General features: G+C 71.5%; 22 protein-coding genes and 1 riboswitch. Of the genes, 13 read left to right on the forward strand and 9 right to left on the reverse strand.

Features of this window, described 5'->3' with window-relative positions; all coding sequences use genetic code 11:
- The first annotated feature begins 42 nt into the window (after window positions 1-42).
- Both cdgB and ACFYPA_RS15750 read left to right on the forward strand, forming a co-directional pair.
- On the forward strand, window positions 43-1692 hold the full coding sequence (gene cdgB, locus ACFYPA_RS15745) for a diguanylate cyclase CdgB (RefSeq protein ID WP_359085830.1): 1650 nt from the start codon (window positions 43-45) through the stop codon (window positions 1690-1692).
- A 153-nt stretch (window positions 1693-1845) separates the two neighbouring features.
- Entirely contained in the window at window positions 1846-2838 is a 993-nt protein-coding gene (locus ACFYPA_RS15750; RefSeq protein ID WP_359316401.1) for a carbohydrate-binding protein, read from the forward strand.
- 74 nt (window positions 2839-2912) lie between these two features.
- On the opposite strand, the gene ACFYPA_RS15755 is transcribed toward ACFYPA_RS15750, so the two are convergent.
- The 5 genes from ACFYPA_RS15755 to ACFYPA_RS15775 all read right to left on the reverse strand — a co-directional run bounded on the left by ACFYPA_RS15755 (window position 2913) and on the right by ACFYPA_RS15775 (window position 8052).
- The gene (locus ACFYPA_RS15755; protein ID WP_359316398.1) at window positions 2913-3767 is read right to left on the reverse strand and encodes a class II fructose-bisphosphate aldolase; all 855 of its coding nucleotides are present in this window, start codon (window positions 3765-3767) and stop codon (window positions 2913-2915) included.
- 55 nt (window positions 3768-3822) lie between these two features.
- Window positions 3823-4764 carry a 1-phosphofructokinase family hexose kinase gene (locus tag ACFYPA_RS15760; protein WP_359085833.1) on the reverse strand — a complete coding sequence of 314 codons (942 nt, stop codon included), beginning with the start codon at window positions 4762-4764 and terminating at the stop codon, window positions 3823-3825.
- A gap of 162 nt (window positions 4765-4926) precedes the next feature.
- Window positions 4927-6090 carry an N-acetylglucosamine-6-phosphate deacetylase gene (gene nagA / locus ACFYPA_RS15765; RefSeq protein ID WP_359085834.1) on the reverse strand — a complete coding sequence of 388 codons (1164 nt, stop codon included), beginning with the start codon at window positions 6088-6090 and terminating at the stop codon, window positions 4927-4929.
- Entirely contained in the window at window positions 6090-7022 is a 933-nt protein-coding gene (locus tag ACFYPA_RS15770; protein WP_359353925.1) for an ROK family protein, read from the reverse strand. The genes nagA and ACFYPA_RS15770 overlap by 1 nt, the downstream gene beginning before the upstream one ends.
- Before the next feature lie 121 nt (window positions 7023-7143).
- The gene (locus ACFYPA_RS15775; RefSeq protein ID WP_359085836.1) at window positions 7144-8052 is read right to left on the reverse strand and encodes a sugar isomerase; all 909 of its coding nucleotides are present in this window, start codon (window positions 8050-8052) and stop codon (window positions 7144-7146) included.
- A 291-nt stretch (window positions 8053-8343) separates the two neighbouring features.
- Here ACFYPA_RS15775 and ACFYPA_RS15780 point away from each other — a divergent pair, with 291 nt between their 5' ends.
- From ACFYPA_RS15780 to otsB, 3 genes are all read left to right on the forward strand, one after another.
- Complete coding sequence (locus ACFYPA_RS15780; RefSeq protein ID WP_359085879.1) at window positions 8344-9561, forward strand: extracellular solute-binding protein; 1218 nt, start codon at window positions 8344-8346, stop codon at window positions 9559-9561.
- A gap of 32 nt (window positions 9562-9593) precedes the next feature.
- Window positions 9594-9863: a DUF3263 domain-containing protein gene (locus tag ACFYPA_RS15785; RefSeq protein WP_359085837.1), complete on the forward strand. Its 270-nt coding sequence runs from the start codon at window positions 9594-9596 to the stop codon at window positions 9861-9863.
- A 141-nt stretch (window positions 9864-10004) separates the two neighbouring features.
- Window positions 10005-10862, forward strand: coding sequence for a trehalose-phosphatase (gene otsB, locus ACFYPA_RS15790; protein ID WP_389132210.1), 858 nt, complete (start codon window positions 10005-10007; stop codon window positions 10860-10862).
- On the opposite strand, the gene ACFYPA_RS15795 is transcribed toward otsB, so the two are convergent.
- Both ACFYPA_RS15795 and ACFYPA_RS15800 read right to left on the reverse strand, forming a co-directional pair.
- Window positions 10839-12230 (reverse strand): trehalose-6-phosphate synthase, encoded by a 1392-nt coding sequence (locus ACFYPA_RS15795; protein ID WP_359316389.1) that lies wholly within the window; start codon window positions 12228-12230, stop codon window positions 10839-10841. The two genes, otsB and ACFYPA_RS15795, sit on opposite strands and share 24 nt — an antisense overlap.
- A gap of 53 nt (window positions 12231-12283) precedes the next feature.
- A complete protein-coding gene (locus ACFYPA_RS15800; protein ID WP_359085880.1) occupies window positions 12284-13231 on the reverse strand; it encodes a glucosyl-3-phosphoglycerate synthase in 948 nt (315 codons plus the stop codon).
- 153 nt (window positions 13232-13384) lie between these two features.
- Window positions 13385-13511, forward strand: a riboswitch (SAM riboswitch).
- Between the two features lie 17 nt (window positions 13512-13528).
- Between ACFYPA_RS15800 and thrC the strand changes: the two genes are divergently transcribed.
- The 4 genes from thrC to groL all read left to right on the forward strand — a co-directional run bounded on the left by thrC (window position 13529) and on the right by groL (window position 17751).
- On the forward strand, window positions 13529-14821 hold the full coding sequence (gene thrC / locus ACFYPA_RS15805; protein ID WP_359085840.1) for a threonine synthase: 1293 nt from the start codon (window positions 13529-13531) through the stop codon (window positions 14819-14821).
- Between the two features lie 40 nt (window positions 14822-14861).
- The gene (locus tag ACFYPA_RS15810; RefSeq protein WP_148019364.1) at window positions 14862-15140 is read left to right on the forward strand and encodes a MoaD/ThiS family protein; all 279 of its coding nucleotides are present in this window, start codon (window positions 14862-14864) and stop codon (window positions 15138-15140) included.
- A gap of 445 nt (window positions 15141-15585) precedes the next feature.
- On the forward strand, window positions 15586-15792 hold the full coding sequence (locus ACFYPA_RS15815) for a cold-shock protein (RefSeq protein WP_003967346.1): 207 nt from the start codon (window positions 15586-15588) through the stop codon (window positions 15790-15792).
- Between the two features lie 333 nt (window positions 15793-16125).
- Complete coding sequence (groL, locus tag ACFYPA_RS15820; RefSeq protein ID WP_219573636.1) at window positions 16126-17751, forward strand: chaperonin GroEL; 1626 nt, start codon at window positions 16126-16128, stop codon at window positions 17749-17751.
- A 126-nt stretch (window positions 17752-17877) separates the two neighbouring features.
- Here groL and ACFYPA_RS15825 read toward each other — a convergent pair whose 3' ends face one another.
- Window positions 17878-19236: an alpha/beta hydrolase family protein gene (locus ACFYPA_RS15825; RefSeq protein WP_389132214.1), complete on the reverse strand. Its 1359-nt coding sequence runs from the start codon at window positions 19234-19236 to the stop codon at window positions 17878-17880.
- 149 nt (window positions 19237-19385) lie between these two features.
- Complete coding sequence (locus tag ACFYPA_RS15830; protein WP_389132617.1) at window positions 19386-20102, reverse strand: TetR/AcrR family transcriptional regulator; 717 nt, start codon at window positions 20100-20102, stop codon at window positions 19386-19388.
- A 107-nt stretch (window positions 20103-20209) separates the two neighbouring features.
- Here ACFYPA_RS15830 and ACFYPA_RS15835 point away from each other — a divergent pair, with 107 nt between their 5' ends.
- The 4 genes from ACFYPA_RS15835 (at window position 20210) to ACFYPA_RS15850 (ending at window position 25380) form a co-directional block, all read left to right on the forward strand.
- On the forward strand, window positions 20210-21928 hold the full coding sequence (locus ACFYPA_RS15835; RefSeq protein ID WP_389132217.1) for a CocE/NonD family hydrolase: 1719 nt from the start codon (window positions 20210-20212) through the stop codon (window positions 21926-21928).
- Window positions 21929-22707: 779 nt separating this feature from the next.
- Complete coding sequence (locus ACFYPA_RS15840; protein WP_389132220.1) at window positions 22708-23454, forward strand: IPT/TIG domain-containing protein; 747 nt, start codon at window positions 22708-22710, stop codon at window positions 23452-23454.
- 218 nt (window positions 23455-23672) lie between these two features.
- Entirely contained in the window at window positions 23673-24689 is a 1017-nt protein-coding gene (locus ACFYPA_RS15845; protein ID WP_359085845.1) for an IPT/TIG domain-containing protein, read from the forward strand.
- Between the two features lie 211 nt (window positions 24690-24900).
- A complete protein-coding gene (locus ACFYPA_RS15850) occupies window positions 24901-25380 on the forward strand; it encodes an Ig-like domain-containing protein (RefSeq protein WP_359085846.1) in 480 nt (159 codons plus the stop codon).
- The last annotated feature ends 32 nt before the right edge of the window (window positions 25381-25412 follow it).

Here is a 25412-nt window from a genome sequence, read left to right on the forward strand (position 1 = left end):
ATGAAATCTGGAGTGCTGTCGAGGTCTCGGGGAGTGCGAGCGATGGAGGCCGAGTCGGAGCCGTACGTCCGTCTTGCGACGATGCGGCAGCTGCATCAGGCCGTGGCCGATCTCAACACGGCGCGGAGCCTGGCCGACACACTGCAGACCGTTGCCGACGGAATCGTCGCCGGTCTCGGCTACGAGCTTGCCTGCGTCAACCTCGTCCGTCCCGACGGCGATCTCGTGGTCGCCGCCTTCGCGGGCAACAACGCCGCCGAGGCGTTGATCACCGGCCGCGTCGGCTCCCGCACCTCCTGGGAGCGCCGGCTGGCCATGGGCGAGATATGGGACGAGCTCCGCTTCATACCCCACACCGACGGCTGGGTCCTCCTCGACGACGACGTCCCGCAGTGGCACACCGAGGGCCCCGAGCCCCGCTTCGAGGACGAGTGGCACCCGCAGGACCGGCTCTACGCCCCGATGTACGCCTCGGGCGGTGGCAGTGACCTCCTCGGCGTCATATCCGTCGACCGCCCCCGCAACGGCCGCCGCCCCGGCGCCTGGGGCCGTGAAGCACTCCAGATGTACGCGTCCCAGTCGGCCATCGCGATCAGTAATGCCAGGCTCCGGGCGAACATGCAGCGCGCCCTGGTCCGCCTGGAGCGGGAACAGCAGGCGCTGCGGGCCAGCGAGGAATCCTTCCGCCAGGCCTTCGAGTACGCCCCCAGCGGTATGGCCATCGCGGAGATGGGCGGCGACCAGCACGGCAGGCTGCTGCGCACCAACGACGCCCTGTGCCGGCTCCTGGGCCGCCCCGCCTCGGTGCTGCGCCGCTACTCCTTCGCCGATCTGGTCCACCCCGAGGACATCGGCACCCTGCTGCGGACCTCCGCTGAGGGCGGCCGTGCCGAGCTGCGGCTGGGCCGCCGGGACGGCACGTACCTGTGGGTCTCACTGCGCAACTCCGTCGTCGCGGACACCGCGGACGGGCCGCGCTTCCTCCTCACGCACGTCGAGGACATAGAGGAGCGCAAGCGCCACGAGCTGAACCTCGCGCACCGCGCCTCGCACGACGCCCTGACCGGGCTGCCCAACAGCGCCGAGCTGCGGGCCCGGCTCAGCGCCCGGCTGTGCGAGCGCCCGCACGCGGTGGCGTCCACCGACGTGCAGGCGCTGGACGCGGCGTACGGCGACGTGGACGACGCCCACGCGCACGGCTTCCCCGCCGAGGGGTTCGACGCCGGGCGGGGAGTCGGCCCGTACGACCACCATGTGCATTCCGTCGCACCGGACACGGGGAAGGACGACGGGGCGAAGGGGCTCGCGGTCCTCTTCTGCGACCTGGACGGCTTCAAGTCGATCAACGACCGCTTCGGCCATCACACGGGTGACGCGGTTCTCATCGAGGTCGCCCGGCGGCTCACCACGTGTGTCCGTGACGGGGACACCGTCGCCCGGCTCGGGGGTGACGAATTCGTCGTTCTCGCGGACGGGCTCGGGGCCGCGGATGCCGCGGACCTGGCCGTACGCCTGCGTAACGCCATCATTCCGCCCATTCGGGTCGACGGCCGGGCGGTGCGGGTGGGGGCGAGTTTCGGGATCGGCTGGGCCGCCTGCGGCATGACGGCCGAAGAGGTGCTGCGCTCCGCCGACCAGCGGATGTACGTCGAGAAGCGGTCCCGTTCGAAGGTTCACCGCCGAGCCGGATGACGTTCGCCGGCACGTGGTTCCGCGGACGCGCGGCCCGGCGCGTCCCCACCTCCGGCAATTCTTGGTGTGGTCCGTTCGGGGTAGGCTCGGCCGGTCGGCGACGGCTGACGATATTCGGCGACGGCTGGCGACATGGTGAGGAGTGACCCAGGGATGGCCGGGAACAACGGCGCGAGCACACCCGAGGACGACGATCCGTTCGGCTACCTCTACGAGGACGGGCAGGCAGCCGGCGCGCAGCCGCCGGGACAGGGCGGCTACGGCTACCCGGGTCCCGCCGCGCAGCCGGGCGTGCCCCGGACCTCGTACAACCAGGTGCGGACCGTCGGCGAGCGCCAGTACGGGCAAGTGCCGCCACAGCAGGCGTACGGGCAGCCCCAGGCGCCCTACGGCCAGCCGAACGGGCAGTACGGCCAGCCGAACGCCCAGTACGCGGCCCCGGAGACGTACCCCGGTGGTGCCCCCACCGCGCAGGTGCCGCACCAGGGCGGCCGCGGCAGCGGGAACGGCGGCCCCGGCCGGGGCGGTCCGAACACCAAGGGCCTGCTGATCGGGGCGGTCGCGGTGGTCGCGGTCGTGCTCATCGGCATCGGTGTCGCGCTGATGACGGACGACGACAAGGGCGACAAGAAGAAGGACGAGGCCACGACCTCCTCCGGCGCGGCCGGTGAGGTCGAGCAGTCGCCGACCCCGGAGGCGTCCAAGAGCTCCGAGGCCCCCGTCGAGCTCCCGAAGCAGGACGCGGCGTCGCTGAAGCTCGGCGGTGACGCGGGGCTCGACAACACCGTCAAGGGTGCCAAGAGCAACAACGGGCAGTACATCAACCTGAATGCGGTGGGCAGGTCCGCGACCTGGTCCGTCGAGGTGCCGGAGGCCGGCGAGTACACGCTGTTCGTGACGTACGGCGTGCCGGGCAAGGATGCCAAGACGTCGCTCACGGTGAACTCCGAGGCTCCGCGCGGCATCAACATGACGAACTTCGCCAAGGCCCCCGAGGGCGATCTGGAGAAGGGGTGGACGACGACGTACGCCTACGTCAACCTCACCAAGGGTCCGAACACCCTGATGATCTCCTGCAACGAGGGCGACCAGTGTGATGCCAACCTGGACCAGCTGTCGCTGAAGGCCGGTCACCAGACGCGCTGACCGGCACCCAGGCATTCCGGCCCCCTCGCCCCGCGGCGAGGGGGCCGGTGGCGTTCAGCGGCCCGTCAGGGCGTTCATCGGCCCATGAGGGCCAGGAAGCCGGCCACGGTCGCGGTCATCGCCTCGCGGCCGGGGGCGATGTACTTGCGGGGGTCCACGCCCGTCGTGTTCTCGGCCAGGTGGGCGCGGACGGCTCCGGTGAACGCGGTGTTCAGTGCCGTACCGACGTTGATCTTGACCATGCCGGAGGACGCGACCGCCTGGCGGATCTCCTCGTCGGGGACGCCGCTGGAGCCGTGCAGCACCAGCGGGACGGGGACGGCGTCGCGGAGCCGGCCGATCAGCTCGTGGTCCAGGGCGGCGGTGCGCTCGGTCATGGCGTGCGAGGAGCCGACGGCCACGGCCAGGGCGTCGACGCCGGTGGCGGCGACGTACGCGGCGGCCTCGGCCGGGTCGGTGCGCACCCCGGGGGCGTGGGCGTCGAGCGGGGCCTCGCCCTCCTTGCCGCCGACCTTGCCGAGCTCGGCCTCGATCCAGATCCCGCGCTCGTGGCCCCAGGCGACCGCTTCGGCGGTGGCCCGGACGTTCTCCTCGTAACCCAGCTTGGAGGCGTCGAACATCACCGAGCCGAAGCCCGTCCCGTGCGCCTGGTGCAGCAGTTCCACGGACTCGACGTGGTCGAGGTGGAGGGCGAGCGGGGCGGAGGAGGCGCGGGCGACCGCGGCGGCCGCCGCGGCGATGGGGGCGAGCCGGCCGCCGTGGAACTTCACGGCGTTCTCGGAGATCTGGAGGATGGCGGGGGCGCCGGCGCGCTCGGCCCCGGCGGCGATGGCCTCGGCGTGCTCCAGCGTGATGACGTTGAAGGCGGCGATCCCGCGTCCCTCGGCCTGGGCGGCGGAGACGAGTTCACCGGTGCTGACGAGCGGCATGCTGACCTCTTGGGTTCCTCGGGCCCGGCGGGCGGGTCCGGTGGGGGCGCGGCGTTCAGGCCGCGTCTGCGTGTTCCTCGATACCGACGCGCGGCAGCAGCTCCTCGTACGCCGCACGGTCGAACTCACCGGCCGTGGGGGAGAGCACGGTCGCCGTCGACAGTGCCACCGCCCGTCGCAGCCGGTCCGGCCAGTCCAGGCCCTCCACGAGCCCGGACAGCAGCCCGGCCACCGCGGAGTCGCCCGCCCCGGTCGGATTGCCCTTCACGGGCGCGGGCGGGGACGCCTGCCAGGTGCCGGCGGGGGAGACCGCCAGCATTCCGGCGGGGCCCAGCGAGGCGACCACCCCGTGTGCCCCGCGGCGGCGGGCGTCGCGGGCGCCGCGCAGGGGTTCGCGGGAGCCGGTGAGCCGGGCGAGCTCGTCGGCGTTCGGCTTGATCAGGTCGGGGCGGGCGGCGATGCCGCGACGCAGCGGTTCGCCGCTGGTGTCCAGGAGGACGGGGGCGCCGGCGCCGCGGGCGAGGCGGACCAGTTCGGCGTAGGCGCCCACGTGGATGCCGGGCGGCAGGCTGCCGCACAGGGCGACCGCGTCGGCGGCGGTGAGCAGTTCGCCGTACGAGGCGAGGAAGGCGGTCCACTCGTCGGCGGTGACGTGCGGCCCGGGTTCGTTGAACTGTGTGGTGTCCCCGGTGGCGCGGTCGACGACGGCCAGGGTGCGGCGGGTGTCGCCGGCCACGGGCACGAGGGCGTCGGTGACGGTCGCGGGGCCGGCGGGGAGCGCGGCGAGGTGCTCGCGCAGTACGGCTCCGGTGGTGCCTCCGGCGAAGCCGGTGACGACGCTGTCGTGGCCGAGGGCGGCGAGGACCCGAGCGACGTTGACGCCCTTGCCGCCGGGGCGCTCGGAGAGCTCGGTGACGCGGTGGCTGGAGTGCGGGACGAGTGCCGGTACGCCGTACGTCAGGTCGAGTGCCGTGTTCAGCGTGACCGTGAGGATCACCCTCGGCCCCTCTCGATCCGTGGAGCGCGGGTCTCTTTCCGGTACGCGCTTTCCCTGCTGGTTTCCTTCGCGATCATGTCTCGCGATCATGTCAAAGAGACGGCGGCCGGCCCAGACGTCGGTACCAACCGCCGTCTCTTCGTTACGCGGAGGGCAGCCCGGTCAGGCGGAGGGGACGGCCTGCGGCCGAATGATCCACTCGCCCCTGCGCATGACGCCCTTGAGCCGGAAGTCCTCGTCCAGGACGACGAGGTCGGCGTCCTTGCCGGGCTCCAGCGAGCCGACCCGGTCGTACACACCGAGGAGCCGGGCCGGGTTGGCGGAGATGGACTGCACCACGTCGCCGACGGGGATGCGGTCGATGGTGACGGCCCGGTGGAAAGCGGTGTCCAGGGTGAGGGTGGAGCCCGCGATGGAGCCGCCCTCGACGAGCCGGGCGACGCCGTCCTTGACCTCGACGGCCAGCGGGCCCAGCTGGTACTGGCCGTCGCCGAAACCGGCCGCGTCCATGGCGTCGGTGATCAGCGCGACGCGGTGCGCGCCCGCGTGGTGGTAAGCGAGTTCCAGGGCGGCCGGGTGCAGGTGCGTGCCGTCGTTGATGAGCTCGACGGTGATCCGCTCGTCCTCCAGGAGGGCGGCGATCGGGCCGGGTGAGCGGTGGCCGAAGGGCGGCATCGCGTTGTAGAGGTGCGTGGCGACGGTGGCGCCGGCGTCGATGGCCTCGACGGTCTGCTCGTACGTGGCGTCCGTGTGCCCGATCGCGGCGACGACGCCGTGCTCGGCGAGCAGCCGTACGGAGTCGATGCCGCCGGGCAGTTCGGTGGCGAGCGTGAACATCTTCGCGGTGCCGCGCGCCGCGTCCATCAGCTTGCGGACCTCGGCCGGGTCCGGGTGGCGCAGCAGGCCCTCGCTGTGGGCGCCCTTGCGGCACGGGGAGATGAAGGGGCCCTCGAAGTGGATGCCGGCCAGGTCGCCCTGCTCGACCAGCTCCGAGAGGATGCCGGCGCGCTCGGCGAGGAAGTCCATCTCGCCGGTGACGGTGGAGGCGACCAGGGTCGTGGTCCCGTGCTCGCGGTGGGTGCGGACGCCGGTCAGGACCTCGTCGACGGTGCCGGAGGTGAAGGAGCCGCCGCCGCCGCCGTGGTTGTGCATGTCCACGAAGCCGGGAACGATCCAGTGGCCGGACAGGTCGACGGTCGGTGCGCCCTCGGCCGAGCTGCCGGCGATGCGGGTGCCTTCGACGATCACCCGGCCGTTCTCGACGGTTCCGGTGGGGAGTACCACCCGGGCACCTGCGAGAACGGTGCTGTCTGCGCGTCCGGCCATCAGGCGGATACCTCCGTGGAGAGTAGATCCCAGGCGAGCAGCCCTGCGCCCAGGCATCCGGCGGTGTCCCCGAGGGCCGCCGGGACGATGTGGGGCAGCTTCTGGAACGTGACGCGTTCCTCGACGGCCGCACGGAGTGGTGTGAACAAGGTTTCCCCGGCCTCGGCGAGCCCGCCACCGATGATGAGCGTGCGGGGGTCGAGCAGGGTGAGCGCGGTGACCAGTCCGGCGGCGAGCGCGTCGACGGCGTCGCGCCAGACCGCGACCGCCTCGGGGTCGCCCGATTCGACGGCCTTGGCGCAGTCGGCGGCGTCGGCCTTCGCGTCCCCGGAGGCGGCGGCCCAGGCCCGGCTCACGGCGGCCGCGGACGCCAGCGTCTCCAGGCAGCCGCGCTGGCCGCAGGGGCAGTCGGGGCCGTCCGGCCGGATCACGATGTGGCCGATCTCGCCCGCGTAGCCGTGGGCGCCCGCCTCGATGGTGCCGGCGATGCCGATGGCGCCGGCGATCCCGGTGCCCAGCGGTACGAACAGGAAGCGGTCGGCGCCCTTGCCGGCGCCGATCCGGCCCTCGGCGAGCCCGCCGGTCCTGACGTCGTGGCCGAGGGCCACGGGGACGCCGCCGAGCCGTTCGCCGAGGAGCCCGCGCATGGGTACGTCGCGCCAGCCGAGGTTCGCCGCGTAGACGGCGATCCCGTTCCCGGCGTCGACGATGCCGGGTACGGCGACACCCGCCGCGAGGGCGCTCTCGCCGAGGTGCTCCTGGCCGTACGCGCGCAGATCCGCGGCGAAGGCGAGGACCGACTCCACGACGGCGTCGGGTCCCCGCTCCCTGCCGGTCGCGCGCCGCGCCTCGTGGAGGAGGGTGCCATCGGCCCCGACCAGTGCGGCCTTCATTCCGGTGCCGCCCACATCGAGGGCGATGACGTGTTTCACGGGAAACAGTTTCGCCCGACGAACCCCAAAAGGTCTAGTCCACTATCGCTGTTTGTTGCGCATCCATACAAAATCGGGTCACAACCCGGCGGCAACCGGCCACAACCTGCCGACAAGGGCCCTATCCCGGCAGGATCACGCTGCGCGACAGGTTGCGCGGGTGGTCCGGGTCGTATCCCTTCGACTCCGCCAGGACCACCGCGAGCCGCTGCGCGCGGATCAGGTCCGCCATCGGGTCGGCCGACCGGTGGGCGACCAGCGTCCCGCCGACCGCCGCGACCTCACCGGCGAGCCCCTCGGGCAGCGCGCCGAAGACCCAGGCCACCCGGTTCGGCCCGGTGATCGCGATCGGGCCGTGGCGGTACTCCATCGCGGGGTACGACTCGGTCCAGGCGCCCGCCGCCTCGCGCATCTTCAGCCCGGCCTCCTGGGCGAGCCCGTAGGTCCAGCCGCGCCCCAGGAACGTCCACTGCTCGGCCGCGACCACCGTCTCGTCCAGCGGCTCGGTCACCGCCAGCTCCGCGTCGACGGCCGCCTCGGCGACCGTCTTCACGCCGGCCGGGAGCGGGCCCGCCGCCTCCAGGCCGGCCCGCAGGAACGCGAGCGCGGTGGTGGCGAACCGGGTCTGGACCACCGACTCCTCGTCCGCCCAGTCCAGGACGGCCACCGCGTCGGCGGCCTCCATGACCGGCGTCTTCGGGTCGGCGGTCAGTGCGACGGTGGCCGTCTTCCCGCGCAGCTCGCCCAGGAGCGCCAGCACCTCGCTCGTCGTACCGGAACGGGTGATCGCCACGACCCGGTCGTACGTCCGCCCGGCGGGGAACTCCGACGAGGCGTACGCGTCCGTCTCGCCCTGCCCGGCCGCCTCCCGCAGCGCCGCGTAGGCGATGGCCATGAACCAGGAGGTGCCGCACCCGGTCACGGCGACCCGCTCGCCCGGACGCGGCAGCCCGTCGAAGGCCGCGCCCGCCTCTGCGGCACGACGCCAGCAACCGGGCTGGGTGGCGATTTCTGATGCGGTACGGGACATGCTGGACGGCTCCTTGCGGCTGGGCGGTGGCGGGGGAGGCTCGGGTGGACGGCCGGGTCGTGCCCGGCCGAGACCTCCTTAGCAGTCGCTCCACGTCCCGTGCAATGCTGCTGTGCTGCGAAAGCGATACCTCGGTGGTATAGACCTGCCGTCCCGGGGTGGTGCAAGATCGCAGCTCATCCGGATGGCCCCACGCCGACGTGGGTGCCGCGGGTGACGCAATCGACGAGGACGGACTGAGCTGTGCAGCGGCGTTACTTGGGACTGACGGCGGCTGTCGCCGCACTGGGGATGACGGCCACACTGGCGGGCTGCGGCGGCGCCGGCGGCTCTGACGACGTCACGCTGAAACTGGTCGCTGCCGACTACGGCACCGGCGAGGCCAACAAGTCGCAGACGTACTGGGACGGGGTCGCCCGCAGCTTCGAGGACTCCCACCCCGGCATCAAGGTCGACGTGACCGTCCTTCCCTGGACGGACATCGACCGCGAGGTCGCCGAGATGGTGAAGGACGGAAAGGCCCCCGACATCGCGCAGATCGGCGCGTACGCGGACTACGCCAAGGCCGGCAAGCTCTACTCCGCCGACCAGATGCTCAGCATCCCCACCCAGGCCAACTTCCTGCCGAAGCTCGCGGAGGCCGGCCGGGTCAGCCGGATCCAGTACGGGCTGCCGTTCGTGGCCAGCACCCGGCTGCTCTTCTACAACAAGGACCTCTTCTCCCAGGCGGGCCTCAAGGCTCCGCGGACCTGGGACGACATAGCCGACGACGCCGAGGCGCTCAAGCAGCGCGGGGTGAAGTACCCCTTCGCGCTGCCGCTGGGCCAGGAGGAGGCCCAGGCCGAGACCATGATGTGGCTGCTCAGCGGTGGCGGCGGCTACACCGACGACGTGGGCTCGTACAACATCGACTCCGACGAGAACGTCCAGACGTTCGACTGGCTGAAGTCGAACCTCGTCGACAAGGGGCTCGTCGGCCCCGTGGCCCCCGGCAAGCTCGACCGGGCCAAGGCCTTCGAGGCGTTCGCCAAGGGCGACGTCGGCATGCTCAACGGCCACCCCACCCTGATGGAGGACGCCGAGAAGCGGGGCGTGAACTTCGGCATGGTGCAGCTGCCCGGCGCCGACGGCCCCACCAGCGCGCCGATGGGTGTGGCCGACTGGATCATGGGGTTCAAGCAGAACGGCCACCGCGTCGAGATGGGCAAGTTCTTCGACTTCATGTTCAGCGACAAGAACGTGATCGAGTTCGCGGACAAGTACGACCTGCTGCCCGTGACCGACACCGCGTCGGCCGCGATGGAGGACGACCCCAAGTCCAAACCGCTCCACGAGTTCCTGGCCGCGCTGCCGGACGCCGAGTTCTACCCCTTCGGTAAGACGTCCTGGGCGCAGGCCAGCGAGTCGATCAAGCAGAACATCGGCAAGGCGGTGGAGCCGGGCGCGAACCCGCAGAGCGTGCTCCAGCACATCGCGCAGGAGTCGACGGCCGCGGAGAACGCGGAGTAGCGGCCCGCGGCCCGCGCAATATATTGGCTGATATGACCGCCCTCCCCCCGAACGGCCCCGACGAGCCCGCCCCTCCCGCCGGCCTCTCCGAGCGGGACCGCGCGGTCCTGGCGGTCGAGCGGCAGTCGTGGGCGGGGCCGGGGGCGAAGGAGCGGGCGATCAGGGAACAGCTCGGCATCTCCCCGACCCGCTACTACCAACTGCTGAACGCCCTGCTGGACGACCGGCGGGCCCTGGAGGCCGACCCGGTGACGGTGAACCGCCTGCGCCGGGTGCGGGAGGCGCGGCGGGGACGCCGGTGACACCCGGGGCTCCGCACGAATAAGCCCCTCCGGCGATTGAGGAGCGGGGTCCGGGGCGGCGCCCCGGCAGCACCCGCGCACCAAACGCCCGCGCGGCTGGATCTGCCGCACCCGCGACGAGCCCACCGATAGGCTCGTCGCATGGGCAGCCACCCGCACACCCCGCCCCTGCCGGCCCCGACGACCCCCGCCGGTCAGGAGGGCCTCGCCGCGCTCCTCGCCCGGCCCGACCGCGCCGTCATCGCACTCGACTTCGACGGCACGCTCGCCGACATCGTCCCGGACCCCGAACAGGCCCGCGCGCACCCCGGCGCCGTCGAGGCCCTGGCCGCACTCGCCCCCAAGGTCGCGTCGATCGCCGTGATCACCGGCCGCCCGGCCGGCGTCGCGGTCCGCTACGGCGGCTTCGCGGGCGTCGCGGGCCTGGACCGGCTCGTCGTCCTCGGGCACTACGGGGCCGAACGCTGGGACGCCGTCTCCGGCACCGTCCGCGCCCCCGCCCCGCACCCCGGCGTCGCCGCCGTCCGGGCCGAACTTCCCGGCGTGCTCGACCGGTTCGACTCCTGGCACGGCACCTGGATAGAGGAGAAAGGGCAGGCGCTCGCCGTCCACACCCGCCGCGCCGCCGACCCGCAGGCCGCCTTCGAGGCACTGCGCGGCCCCCTGGGCGAGCTCGCCGCCCGCCACGGACTGATCGTCGAACCGGGACGCCTGGTCCTGGAGCTGCGCCCCTCCGGCATGGACAAGGGCGTGGCCCTCACCCGGTACGCGCACGAGACCGACGCGGGCTGTGTGCTCTACGCCGGTGACGACCTGGGCGACCTCGCCGCGTTCGCCGCCGTCGACAAGCTCCGCACCGAGGGCCCCGAAGGCCCCCCCGGCCTGCTGATCTGCAGCGGCAGCGCGGAAGTGCCCGAACTGGCCGAACGCGCCGATCTGTCGCTGCCGGGGCCGGGGGCCGTCGTGGAGTTCCTGTCAGCCCTGGCGCAGCGCCTCTAGCTGGTCCAGGAACCACTGCTGCGGCGGCAGCGCGGTGGCGGCCGCGGCCAGCCGCTCCGTACGGGCCGTCCGTTCGTCGTCCGCCATCGTCAGCGCCTCGTGGAGGGCCGCGGCGGTGGCGGACACGTCGTACGGGTTCACCGTGATCGCGTCGGTGCCCAGCTCCTCGTACGCCCCCGCCTCCCGCGACAGCACCAGCGCGCAGCCGGCGTCGGAGACGACCGGGACCTCCTTGGCGACGAGGTTCATCCCGTCCCGGATCGGGTTGACGAGGGCGACGTCCGCCAGCCGGTACGCCGCCAGCGAGCGGGCGAAGTCGTCCTTGACGTGCAGGACGACCGGCGTCCAGTCCGCCGTCCCGTACGTCTCGTTGATCCCGTCGGCGACGCGCTGTACCTCGGCCGTGTACTCCCGGTAGACCGCGAGGTCCTGCCGCGAGGGGTAGGCGAACGCGATGTGGACGACGCGCCCGCGCCACTCGGGCCGCTCGTCGAGCAGGGCGCGGTAGGCGAGCATCCCGCGGACGATGTTCTTGGACAGTTCCGTACGGTCCACCCGCACGATCGTCTTCCGGCCGGGGCCCACCTGCTCCCGCAGCGCCGCCATCCGCTCGTCCACGTCCGCCTCGTGCGCGCGGCGGCGCAGGAAGTCCGCGTCGGCCCCGAGGCCGTGCACCCCGACCCGGGTGTGCCCGGTGCCGCCGAGGATCTCCGTACAGCAGCCGATGAACGCGTCGGCCCAGCGGCGGGTCAGGAACGCCGCCCGGTCGGCGCCGAGGATGCCGCGCAGCAGCTGCTCGGCGATGTCGTCGGGCAGCAGCCGGAAGTAGTCGACGGGCGCCCACGGGGTGTGCGAGAAGTGGCCGATCCGGAGGTCGGGGCGCAGCTCGCGGAGCATGCCGGGCACCAGCGCCAGGTGGTAGTCCTGCACGAGGACCGCCGCACCCTCGCCCGCCTCCTCGGCGAGCGCCTCGGCGAAGGCCCGGTTGTACGTCTCGAAGGCGGCCCACTGGCGGCGGAACTCCGCGTCGAAGACCGGCTCGACGGGGGTCTGGTAGAGCAGGTGGTGGACGAACCAGAGCACCGAGTTGGCGATGCCGTTGTACGCGTCGGCGTGCACTTTCGCGTCGATGTCGAGCATCCGGACGCCCGGCTCGCCGATCCCGCGCCGCACCGCCTCCCGGTCACCGTCCCCGAGGGCGGCGCAGACCCACATCTTGTCGTCGACGGCGCTCAGGCCGGAGACGAGCCCGCCCCCGCCGCGTCTGGAGTCGAGGCCGCCGTCCTCGCGCAGCGCGTACGAGACCGGGCCTCGGTTGGACGCGACGAGTACCTGGGCAGCGGGCTGAGGTGCGTGCTCGGAGACCATGGGCGGAATCTAGCCCGATCACGAACCGCCCAAACGTGCGAAGTCATGCCGTCTCACGCCGCGCGGCGTGCGACGTATTCCTCGATCTCGCGCATCGGCGGCCGCTCCTCGGTGTCCACCGGGTACGTGTGCGGGACGAAACCGTGCTCGCCACGCTCGAACTGGGTCAGCGACGGCCGGACCAGGTGACCGCGGGACAGGCGGAGTTGAGCGGTCCGGTAGATGGCGGCCGCCATCCGGCCGAGCGCCTGGCCGTCCTGGTGGCGGTGCTTCCTGACGCCGACGTCGACCTGCGCGAGCGCGTCCAGGCCGACCGTGTGCAGGGAGTCGACGAGCAGGCCCAGCTCCACTCCGTAACCGACCGGGAACGGCAGCCGCTCCAGCAGCGAGCGCCGCACCGCGTACTCGCCGCCCAGCGGCTGGACGAAACCGGCCAGCTGCGGCCAGTGCAGATTGAGGAGCGGGCGTGCCACCATTTCGGTGACCCGGCCGCCCTGACCCGTGGTGTCGCCGAACGGGCGGTCGTACATCGCCTTGACGAACTGCACCGAGGGGTCGGTCAGCAGCGGGCCGACGATGCCGGAGACGAAGTCCGCCGAGAAGTCCTTCAGGTCCGCGTCGATGAAACAGACGATGTCACCGCTGGTCACCAGGAGTGACCGCCAGAGCACCTCGCCCTTGCCGGGGACGGCCGGGATGCGGGGGAGGATCGCGTCCCGGTGGACCACCCGGGCGCCCGCCCGGCGGGCGACGTCGGCGGTGGCGTCCGTGGAGCCGGAATCGATCACCACGAGCTCGTCGACCAGCCGGACCTTCTCCATGAGCTCGCGCCGGATCGTCGTGACGATGTCCCCGACCGTCTCCGCCTCGTTCAGCGCGGGCAGCACCACGCTCACGCCCGTCCCGTGCGCGTCCTTCCTGGCATCCAGCAGACGGTCCAGCGGGCGGTCGGCGGCTGACCAGGAACGCCTGGTCAGCCAGCGTTCGACCTCTTCCAGCACGGTCGATACTCCCTGTATGTGATCCATCTCGCGGTACGGACGACTATCTCAACCGTCCAGTGCTTCGGTTACAGTCTTGAACAACGCAGATGGCCGTCGCATGCCGGGGTCCGTCCGCCGATAAACGCCTGGATCCATGGTCCAGTGCCACAGCGCTCATCCAGAGGGACAGAGGGAACGGCCCGTTGAAGTCCCGGCAACCCTCCCGCCGACCGCGAGGTCAGGTGGGGAAGGTGCCAATTCCGTCTCGTGACGAAATGCGTCGCGAGGAAGATGAGGAGAAAGGGCCTCGCCATCATGGCTGTTGAGACTGTTGCAGCACACACCGAAGCTTCTGTGGACCTCGGTCCCGCCGCGGCGCTTTCCTGCCGCGAATGCGGAGAGCGATTCGCACTCGGCCCCCTTTTCGCCTGCGCGTCCTGTTTCGGGCCGCTCGAAGTGGCGTACGACCTGCCGAGCGGCTCCCCGGACGAGCTGAAGAAGCGCATCGAGGCCGGACCGAACAACATCTGGCGCTACGCGCCGCTGCTGCCGGTCCCCTCCGACGTCGCGGACAAGCCCAACATCAATCCCGGCTTCACCAAGCTGGTCAAGGCCGACAACCTCGCCCGCGAGCTGGGCGTCACCGGCGGCCTGTACGTCAAGGACGACTCCGGCAACCCGACGCACTCCTTCAAGGACCGCGTCGTCGCGATCGCCGTCGAGGCCGCCCGCGCCTTCGGATTCACCACCCTGTCGTGCTCCTCCACCGGCAACCTCGCCGGCGCGGTGGGTGCCGCCGCCGCCCGGGCCGGCCTGCGCAGTTGCGTGTTCATCCCGCACGACCTGGAGCAGGGCAAGGTCGTCATGGCCGCGGTGTACGGCGGTGAGCTGGTCGGCATCGAGGGCAACTACGACGACGTCAACCGCTTCTGCTCCGAGCTCATCGGCGACCCGCTCGGCGAGGGCTGGGGCTTCGTCAACGTCAACCTGCGCCCGTACTACGGCGAGGGGTCCAAGACCCTCGCGTACGAGATCTGCGAGCAGCTCGGCTGGCAGCTGCCCGACCAGATCGTCATCCCCATCGCGTCCGGTTCGCAGCTCACGAAGATCGACAAGGGCCTCCAGGAGCTGATCAAGCTCGGCCTGGTCGAGGACAAGCCGTACAAGATCTTCGGCGCCCAGGCCGAGGGCTGCTCGCCGGTCTCCGCCGCCTTCAAGGCCGGCCACGACGTGGTCCGCCCGCAGAAGCCGAACACCATCGCCAAGTCCCTGGCGATCGGCAACCCGGCCGACGGCCCGTACGTCCTGGACATCGCCCGCCGCACCGGTGGTGCCGTCGAGGACGTCAACGACGAGCAGGTCGTCGACGCGATCAAGCTGCTGGCCCGCACCGAGGGCATCTTCGCCGAGACGGCGGGCGGGGTGACGGTCGGCGTGACGAAGAAGCTGATCGACGCCGGTCTGCTGGACCCGGCGCTCACGACCGTCGTCCTGAACACCGGTGACGGCCTCAAGACGCTGGACGCGGTGGCCGCCACCTCGCAGGCGAGCGCCACGATCCGCCCGAGCCTGGAAGCCTTCCGCGCCGCCGGCCTCGCCGGCAGCTGACGAGCTTTCCGACCACCCGAGACTTCAGGAAGGGCACACCATGAGCGTCAAGGTCCGTATCCCCACCATCCTCCGCACCTACACGGGCGGCCAGGCCGAGGTCCCGGCCGAGGGCGCGACCCTCTCCCAGGTCATCGAGTCCCTGGAGAAGGACCACCCCGGCATCGCCGCCCGCGTCCTGGACGACCAGGGCAAGCTGCGCCGCTTCGTGAACGTGTACGTCAACGACGACGACGTGCGCTTCGAGGGCGGCCTGGACGCGGTCACCCCGGACGGCGCCGGCATCTCGATCATCCCGGCCGTCGCCGGCGGCTGCTGAGCCCGCGGCCCGGCCTTTCCGGCCGCCGGGCCGACTTCACAGCGTGACCACGATTGCCCCCTCCGCGAGAGAAGCGGAGGGGGCAATTCTGCATGGTTGAGCGGGGTAGAGTGAGGGAAGCCCCCTCCGCTGCCCGTGCCCCCCGCATATGAGAATGCGCCGCGCCACGACCAGAAGCAGCCAATGTGCTTGAGCTCCTTGCGCCATAAGTCGCCTTTGCCTGGCCCGACTTGCCCTGGATCCTCATGAATTCCCCATGTTCGGGCGATCGGTTCTGCTCAGAATTCTCGTCCGATTGACCTGTTGCAGAGGGCAGTTGGGCAGATACATTCGGCCGCGGTCGACGCGTTCCGGCGCACGCACCCTCTCCTGTCGGAGGGTGGGTTCTGACCCGGGCCCGCGAAGTGCGGTCCTGTGCAAGGGCCAGTACATAGGGGAGTTAGGCATGGCTCAGGGCACCGTCAAGTGGTTCAACGCGGAGAAGGGGTACGGCTTCATCGCGGTCGACGGTGGTGCGGATGTTTTCGTCCACTACAGCGCGATCCAGATGGACGGATACCGCACCCTCGAAGAGGGTCAGCGAGTTGAATTCGAGATCTCGCAGGGCCAGAAGGGGCCGCAGGCGGACATGGTCAAGCTCGCCGTCGGCTGAGCCCGGCCGGGTTCGACACGCTACTCACGCACGGAGGGCCCGTACCCCAGAGGTACGGGCCCTCCGCGCGTCCCGGGCCGTTTCCCCGTGCCCCCGACCGCTCCGTCGCCTCCCCCCGGTCGCTGTCCACACTCCGAGGGGGACGCTTGCACTCTCGGGGGTCGAGTGCTAATTATTGGCTTAGCACTCTCTGGGTGAGAGTGACAGAAACTTGGACCGGGCCGGTGAGGCCCGCAGGTCTGTCGGGGCAAGGAACCGGCAGACGGCAGGCCGTCCGTCGCGGGCGCCACTCGGTCCGGAGAAATCCACCCCTGTCCGGGAGGACCACTTCATATGGCCAAGATCATCGCCTTCGACGAGGAGGCCCGGCGCGGTCTTGAGCGCGGCATGAACCAGCTCGCCGACGCCGTCAAGGTCACCCTCGGCCCCAAGGGCCGCAACGTCGTCCTTGAGAAGAAGTGGGGCGCCCCCACGATCACCAACGATGGTGTGTCCATCGCCAAGGAGATCGAGCTGGAGGACCCGTACGAGAAGATCGGTGCGGAGCTGGTCAAGGAGGTCGCCAAGAAGACGGACGACGTCGCCGGCGACGGTACGACCACCGCCACCGTTCTGGCCCAGGCGCTCGTCCGCGAGGGCCTGCGCAACGTGGCCGCGGGTGCGAACCCGATGGCTCTCAAGCGGGGCATCGAGAAGGCCGTCGAGGCCGTCTCCGCCGCCCTCCTGGAGCAGGCCAAGGACGTGGAGACCAAGGAGCAGATCGCTTCGACGGCCTCCATCTCCGCTGCCGACACCCAGATCGGCGAGCTCATCGCCGAGGCCATGGACAAGGTCGGCAAGGAAGGCGTCATCACGGTCGAGGAGTCCCAGACCTTCGGCCTGGAGCTCGAGCTCACCGAGGGCATGCGCTTCGACAAGGGCTACATCTCGGCGTACTTCGCCACGGACATGGAGCGCATGGAGTCGTCCCTGGACGACCCGTACATCCTGATCGTGAACTCGAAGATCAGCAACGTGAAGGACCTCCTTCCGCTGCTCGAGAAGGTCATGCAGTCCGGCAAGCCGCTGCTGATCATCGCCGAGGACGTCGAGGGCGAGGCCCTGTCGACCCTGGTCGTCAACAAGATCCGTGGCACCTTCAAGTCCGTCGCCGTCAAGGCCCCGGGCTTCGGTGACCGCCGCAAGGCCATGCTCGGCGACATCGCCATCCTCACCGGTGGCACCGTCATCTCCGAGGAGGTCGGCCTCAAGCTGGAGAACGCCGGTCTCGACCTGCTCGGCCGCGCCCGCAAGGTCGTCATCACCAAGGACGAGACGACGATCGTCGACGGCGCCGGTGACAGCGACCAGGTCCAGGGTCGCGTCAACCAGATCCGTGCCGAGATCGAGAACTCCGACTCGGACTACGACCGCGAGAAGCTCCAGGAGCGCCTCGCGAAGCTGGCCGGCGGCGTGGCCGTCATCAAGGCCGGTGCCGCGACCGAGGTCGAGCTCAAGGAGCGCAAGCACCGCATCGAGGACGCGGTGCGCAACGCCAAGGCCGCCGTCGAGGAGGGCATCGTCGCCGGTGGTGGCGTGGCTCTGCTCCAGGCCTCGGCCGTCTTCGAGAAGCTCGAGCTCACGGGTGACGAGGCGACCGGCGCCAACGCCGTCAAGCTGGCGCTGGAGGCTCCGCTCAAGCAGATCGCCGTCAACGGTGGTCTCGAGGGTGGCGTCGTCGTCGAGAAGGTGCGCAACCTGCCGATCGGTCACGGCCTCAACGCCGCGACCGGCGAGTACGTCGACATGATCGCCGAGGGCATTCTCGACCCGGCGAAGGTCACGCGCTCCGCCCTGCAGAACGCCGCGTCCATCGCCGCGCTCTTCCTCACCACCGAGGCCGTCATCGCCGACAAGCCGGAGAAGGCCGCTGCCGGCGGCGCTCCGGGCGGCATGCCGGGCGGTGACATGGACTTCTGATCCTGACGGATCGGTAGTTCCTGCACAGCTGTACGAAGCCGGCCCCCGGGGAGTGATCCCCGGGGGCCGGCTTCATGTGCGTCCAGGGCTGTCGTCGTGCGCCCGCAAGGGATCACGGGACAGCCCTCAGCGGGTGAACACCATCTCCGGGAAGCGGACGGAGGGGCCGTCCAGCAGGTGGTCGTCGTGGCCGCGCAGCCACCGCCCGAAGAACGACGTCACATACGTCCGGGCCGAGGCCGCCGCCCGGTCCGGCCGCACCGTCCCGACCGCCGCCGTCAGCCCGCCGCCGGGCTCCGCGCCCTGCCGGGCCAGTTGCGGCAGCAGTACCTGCGCGTCGGTGTAGGAGGCGTGGCGCGAGCCGGTCAGGGTGACGTTCGCCTTCCACCCGGGGGTGTTCCGCCAGAACGCTGCCCAGGACGGCTGCTGCCGGTAGTCGCCCGAACCCCCGCCCTCCGTACCCATCAGCAGCAGCGGCCGTTCGAGCCCCTCCAGCGCCACCGTGCTCAGCCGCGTCCCGTCCGGCAACTCCCCGCCGACGTAGTCCATCTGACCGTCCATGTTGACGCCCGCCCGGATCCGGCGGTCGTCGTGCATCGCCTGGGCCGCGGTGAAGCCACCCGCGGAGTGGCCGAACATCCCGACCCGCCGCAGATCGAGTACGTCTTCGAAGCGCGTCCGGTTCAGCCCCGGCAGCCGGTCGAGCACGAACCGCGTATCGGCCACCCGCACGGCGACGACCTTCCGCAGCAGGGCGCTGACCGCGTCCGGGTCGGTGGGCGGGGCGCCGTCGAAGATCCGCATCGTGGCGAGGCGGCCGCCGGGGAACTCCACCTCGGTGGCCTCGTAGGTGTGGTCGATGGTGACGACCGCGTATCCGCGGCTCGCCAGGTCGTCCACGAGTGCGGTGTTCCAGGTGCGCGGGTCCCCGAGTCCGGGGGAGTACAGGACGACGGGCAGCCGGCGGGCCCGGGGGTGCACGGGTGCGTCCCGGCGGGCATGGCTGAGCGTGGCGCCCCAGTCGGCTGTCCCCGGTGCCATCCCCAGGTTCAGGGCGGCGGCGCCCTCCGGCCCCCCGAAGTGGGCGGCCGCGGCGGCGGACATCTGCGGCACACGGGGCTCGTGCCCGCCGGGCGCGGCCGGGTAGCGGACGCTGACCATGAGTTCGCGGTACGGGGAGGACTCCGGTGCCCACGGGTCGGTCCGGGTGCGGTCGACGAGGTGGAACGTGGTGGAGCCGACGTCGAACGGGCCGGTGGGGCGCGGCAGTCGGGCGGTCGGCAGTGCTGCGTGAGCTTTGGCGGTCCCGGCCGTGCGGGCGCTCCCGCTCGCGGCTGTGCGGGCGCTTCCGCTCCCGGTCCGTGCAGCGCGCCTTCCGGCCGCGGCGGACGGTACGGCGGACGCGGCCAGCGCGGCGGTCGCGGCCAGCCCGGTGACGAGCACGTGCCGACGGGCGTGGGTGAGGGGACGCGGGACTGCGGTCACTGGAACTCCCCGTTCGGGTGGGACGGTGGGCGGTGGGGCGCTGTGCTGCGGACGTCCCCACGATGCCCCGCCCGTGTCCCCGGGCGCGTGATACCGGAGTGCCGATCGGCCGGTCCACGCCTGCTACCCCGGTAGGGGGCGGCCGCCGGTCAGCCGGCGTCGAGGCCGTCGACGAGGCGGTTGAGGAAGCGGGCGAACGTGGCGTCGGGGGTGACCGGCCGGCCGGCCGACGCGAGGGCCTCGGCCAGTTCCGGGTGGTGGCCGTCCGCGGCGACGGCGGCGAGGTAGAGCGCCTCGGCGGCGGCCCGGCCGGGGGCCTGAGCGGCTTCCGCCTGCGCCACCTCGTGGGCCACGTGCCCGGCCACGAACGCGGTGAGCTGGGCGAAGACCTCCAGCCGGGCGCCGCCGTCGAGGCCGCTGGGGCGCAGGGCGGCCAGTGCGTGTTCCAGGAAGGCGAGGGTGCGGGGGCCGAGCGTGCGGCGGGCGGGCACCGCGGTGGCCAGCCAGGGGTGGCGGAGCATGTGGTCGCGCTGGAGGTGCCCGATGGACTTGAGGTCGGCCCGCCAGTCGCCGGTGAGCGGACCGGACGTCGGAAGTTCGCCGTTGACGTGGTCGATCATCAGGTCCAGCAGCGTCTCCTTGTCGGGGGCGTAGCTGTAGAGCGACATGACCCCGGCGCCCACCTCGGCGGCGACCCGCCGCATGGTGACCGCGTCGATTCCCTCGGTGTCGGCCAGGGCGACGGCCGCCACCGTGATGGCCTCGCGGCTGAAGGCGGGCCTGCGCCCCCGGCGGGGCCGGTCCGGGGTCAGCCAGAGTTCGCGGGGGTCGACGCCGGTGGCACCGGCACCTTCGGCACGGGTCACGATCGTGCTGCTCCCTTCCTCACTGCTGAGGGTTCCTGTCCCGCTCATCCAAGCATCGTCTATTCTCGTACACAGTACGAGAATGTTCTGAGCGATGGAGGCGAACGATGACATCACCCACGCGCGACGCCGTGCCCGGGCCTGCCTGGACGCCGTCGGCCGTGAAGCCGCCGCTCTCCGCGCGCATGGTGCGGGCCACCTGGCGCAATCTGCCGGCCAGGCGCCACCGGATCGCCTGGGAGCCGGGCCTGACGGTCCCCGCCGCCGACGGCAGCCCCCTGATCACGGACCACTACTTCCCCCGCGAGGCGGGCGACTTCCCCACCCTCCTCGTGCGCTCGCCCTACGGGCGGGGCGTGCCCTGGTCCCCCCAGTACGGGATGCTCTTCGCCGAGCAGGGCTTCCACGTGATCGTGCAGAGCTGCCGTGGCACCGGCGGCTCGGGCGGCACCTTCGACCTCTGGCGCAACGAGGCCGCCGACGGCCTCGCCACGGTGAACTGGCTGCGCGAGCAGCCCTGGTTCAACGGCACACTCGGCACGGTGGGGCCCAGCTACCTCGGTTACGTCCAGTGGGCGCTCGCCCTGGACCCGCCGCCGGAGCTGAAGGCCATGGTGGTGCAGGTCGGCCTGCACGACCCGTACGCCCTCTTCCACACGGACGGTGTGCTCCACCTGGAGAACGCGCTCGTCGTCGGCACCGGCATGACGTACCAGCACCGCGGCATGCCGTCGTTCATCAAGGCGACCCTGCGGCTCAAGCGACGCCTGAAGGACATCGTCACGGCCCGTCCGCTCCGGGGGGCGTGCGCGGCCGCGTTCGGGCAGGAAGTGCCCTGGCTCGACGACGTGTTGACGCACCCGGACGCGGACGCCCCGTACTGGCGGGGTGCGTCGGCTGCCGAGGCGGCGGACCGCCCCGGCATCCCCACCGCCCTGATCACCGGCTGGCACGACGCCCTCGTCGACCAGACCTTCGCGCAGTACGCCCGGCTGCGCGCGGCGGGCGCCGAATCCGCCCTGCTCGTCGGCCCCTGGACCCACACCTCCGCCCTCCAGAAAGGCTGGCCCGAGGTGTTCGCCGAGAGCCTGGCCTGGCTCCGCGCGCACCTGTGCGGTGACCCCTCGGAGCTGCGCCCCACCCCCGTACGCATGCACACGGGCGGTGCGGACGCGGCATGGCGGGACCTCGAAGCGTGGCCGCTCACCCCGGCCACCACCGCGTGGCACCCGACCGCCGACGGCCACCTCACCCAGCAGCCGCCCACGGACAACGCCCCCCTGACGTCCATCGGCCACGACCCGGCCGACCCCACCCCCTCCCTCGGCGGTCCGCTCCTCTCGCTCATGGCCGGCTCCCGGGACAACCGCACGCTGGAGTCCCGCGATGACGTCCTCACCTTCACCGGCCCGGTCCTGACCGAAGCCGTCACGGTGCTGGGCGCCGTCTCCGCGAGGATCAGCGCGTCCACGGACACCGGCTTCGGGGACGTCTTCACCCGGCTGTGCGACGTGGACGCGGCGGGCCGCTCCACCAACGTCTGCGACGGACTCGCCCAGGTGCGTACGTCAGGTGAGGACCCGGCACACCTCACGGTCCCGATGAGCGTCACCGCGTACCGCTTCGCCGCAGGCCACCGCATCCGCTGGCAGATCAGCGCGGGCGCGCACCCGCGCTACGCGCCGAACCCCGGGACGGGCGAAGCCAGGGCGGAGGCGCGGGAGTTCATGCCGGTACGCGTCACCGTGCACGCGGATTCCGCGCTCATGCTGCCCCAGCAGGCGGATGGAGCGGGGGCGCGGGATTCCGCGGGACGTACCCCCTGAGCCGTAGCTCCGATCAGCATCACGCCGCAGCGGAGAACAGGCGGGGAAAGGGCCACGGTCCCCACGCGTGCTGCGGCGACGGAATTCGGCACCTCCGGTAATGGAGCGGGTAACGCGCGAACCCCAAAGCCGTTATCAGCGTGCGGTGTTCGCGGTCGGCGTACGCACAATGGAGCCGGCATTTCACGTGCGCCGGTCACGGGCGATACTCCGATCGGGTGACGCGGTGGGTGCGGGGCTTGTGGCATATGCCGGGATACTGCGTTACTGGATGAACTCCAGCCATTGGGCAGCCCGTACCGCTCGGGAAGCGTGGCGCCGGGGTGAACTGTTCCCTCCACACGTGGGGAGGGCGCGGGTCCGCCGGGATCACGATGGGCACCCGAACGGGGTTGGATCGCCAGTCGGTACCGCCTCACGCGGTGCCGGCTGGCTTTTTTTGTGCCGGCAGAGCCGAGGGCGATGGTGTGCGCCGGTGGTACGCGAGCGCCCACCGAAGAGCTCCGCGACCCCAGTTTCGAGGCTGACACCTTGCCAGGAGTACCTCTTTGTGGGGTACTTGAAGCAGCGAACCGGTGGGCCGCCCATCCCATAACCGGGGAATACGGTATAGGGCGGCGTCTGCCGGTTTTTCTTTGTGCCCACGAAGGAACTTCCTTTACCGGTGGCACGATTCAGCTCTCCGTCCTCTCGCGAGGTTCTTCCGCGAGGGACAGTTCCGCAGATCCCCAGGTTCCGCTGTGTCCTCTGTCCCTGTCCTGTCAGCGAGGAGTCCCTCCATGCCTATCTCTCCCAACCAGGGATCCACCGGAGGTGGCACACCGGTGACCATCACGGGTGTGAACCTGTCCGGCACCACCGCCGTCACCTTCGGCAGCAAGCCGGCCACCTCCTTCACCAACGTGTCGCCGACCCAGGTCACGGCCGTTTCGCCCTCGGGCGCCGGCAGCGTCGGGGTGACCGTGACCACCGGGGGTGGCACGAGCAACCCGCTTCAGTTCTTCTACGTCGGAGCCCCGTTCAAGTCCTCCCTCGGGCCGACATCGGGCCCGCTGGCGGGCGGCAACACGGTCACGATCAACGGAGTCGGGCTGGCGACGGCCACCAGTGTGTCGTTCGGCGGCAACACCGCGACACCGACGGTCGTCTCCGACACCCAGCTCACCGTCGCCGTGCCGGCGGGCGCGGCGGCCGGCCCCGTCGGAGTGAGCGTGACCACCGCGGGCGGGTCGAACAACGGTCTGTCCTACACCTACGTGGACGTCCCCACGGTGACCACGGTGACGCCCGCCTCCGGACCGACGTCCGGCGGTACCGGGGTCACCATCACCGGCACCGACCTCGGCACCACCGAGTCGGTCACCTTCGGCGGCATCCCGGCACCGTTCAGCCTGGTGAACTCCACCACGGTCTCGGCGGTGACGCCGCCCGGCGCAGCCGGCGCGGTCGATGTCGTGGTGACCAACCAGGCCGGTTCCGACACGGCCGCCGGCGCGTTCACCTACGTCGCGGCCCCCGGTATCTGACGGTCGTCCGCACTGCCGCCCGTCCCCACCGGGCGGCAGCCCGCCTCGGCCACCGCTCCCCGAGCGGTGGCCGAGGCACCCGTCCCGTCCGGGCGCCCGGTCCTCGGTGGGCGGACGGCCCTCTTCCGCCGTCACCGCGAACACGACGGTTCGTCCCGGCCCGGTCCGGATACGCGCATCATCCCGGGCTCTGCCCAGGCTGCCATAGGAGCACCCTCATGCCGCCCACGATCAGCACCATCAATCCCACGCAAGGGCCCACCACCGGGGGCACCACCGTCACCCTCACCGGCACGGGGATGACGGGGTCCACCGCCGTACGGTTCGGCAGTACCAACGCGACGTCCTTCACCATCAACTCGGCCACCCAGATCACTGCTGTCAGCCCGCCCCGCGCCGCGGGTGCGGCGGCGCTGACCGTCGTCCATCCGACCGGCAACAGCAACTCGCTGACGTACACCTATGTCGTGGCGCAGGTGCCGGTGGTCACGGGAGTGGCGCCCAGCAACGGCCCGACGTCGGGCGGCACCGGTGTCACGCTCACGGGGACCGGGTTCACCGGGGCCACAGCGGTCGCCTTCGCCGGAACCCCGGCGACTTCGTACACGGTGAACTCGGCCACCCAGATCACTGCCGTGACACCCGCGGGGAGTGCCGGGGCCGCCGGCGTGAGCGTCACCACCCCGGGTGGCACCAGTGCCCCGGACGCCTTCTTCTTCTACGCCGCGCCTCCCGTGCTCACCGGTGGCGGCCCGGCCCAGGGCCCGGCAACCGGTGGTGTGGTGGTCACGCTGACCGGGAGTGATCTGCTCAACGCCAGTGCCGTGCGGTTCGGCAGTACCAACGCCGCCTCGTTCACCGTGGTGTCGGCGACACAGATCACGGCCACCGCCCCGCCGGGAACGGGGAGTTCCCCCATCACGGTGATCACCCCGGGCGGCACGAGCAACCCCGTCGCCTTCACGTACGTCGCCGCGCCGACCGTGACGGCACTGGCGCCCACGACCGGTCCGACGTCCGCGGGCACCGTGGTCACCCTCACCGGCACGAACCTGGCCACCGCCTCGGCCGTCACCTTCGGCGGAACGGCCGTGTCCTTCACCGTCGCCTCGGACACACAGATCACCGCGATCGCACCCGCGGGCCCTCCCGGTCCGGTGGCGGTGAGCGTCACCACGGCGGGCGGCAGCGGCTCAGGGCCGGCCTATACGCGGGTCGCCGCGCCCGGCATCTGACAACCGGACGACGAGGAGCCGACGCGAGAACCGCTCGTACAACTCCTTGTGCCGACCGCCCGTTCAGTCGCCCGAGGGCCGTTTCCGCGCTGCTGACCCAACCAGGCTACTTGTGGGCGCGGCCTCCCTGCGGGGCAAAAGGACCGCCATAGCGTGAAGCTCCACGGGCCAGCGACCCGCCGGCCCGGCAACAGAACAAGGAGCCGTACCGGTGAGAATCACACCACGCAGAGGGAGACTGGTCGTCGCCACAGCCCTGGCCGCCGTGCTGGGGATGGCCTCGCCCGCCTGGGCCGCAGCGTCGAGCACCACGGTGACGGCCACTCCGCAGACCGCCGAGGTAGGTACTCCGGTGCAACTGACCGCCACGGTCGACTGCCCCGCCGACACCAGCGGTGGGCTCGGCGTGACGTTCTTCGACGGCGACGACCTGCTCGGCACCGTGCCCGTGAACGCCAACGGCCAGGCCGGGCAGACCGCCTCGTTCACCACCGCGGGCTCGCACCTCATCACCGCCGCCTACAACGGCAACACGGAGTGCGATGCCTCCAACAACACCGTGACCGTCCAGGTCACCTCGACCCCGACGCCGCCCGATCCGACCCCCGGCTTCTGCCTCCTCGCCTGTGGTGGCCTGATCACCTTCTCCGTGGGCGACATCAACAACACCGTCAACATCTACAAGCACTAGCCCCGGGCTTTCGCGTGGGGGCGCCCGAGGTG

Origin of the sequence: Streptomyces sp. NPDC005775, from assembly GCF_042871565.1 — a bacterium.
GTDB lineage: Bacteria > Actinomycetota > Actinomycetes > Streptomycetales > Streptomycetaceae > Streptomyces.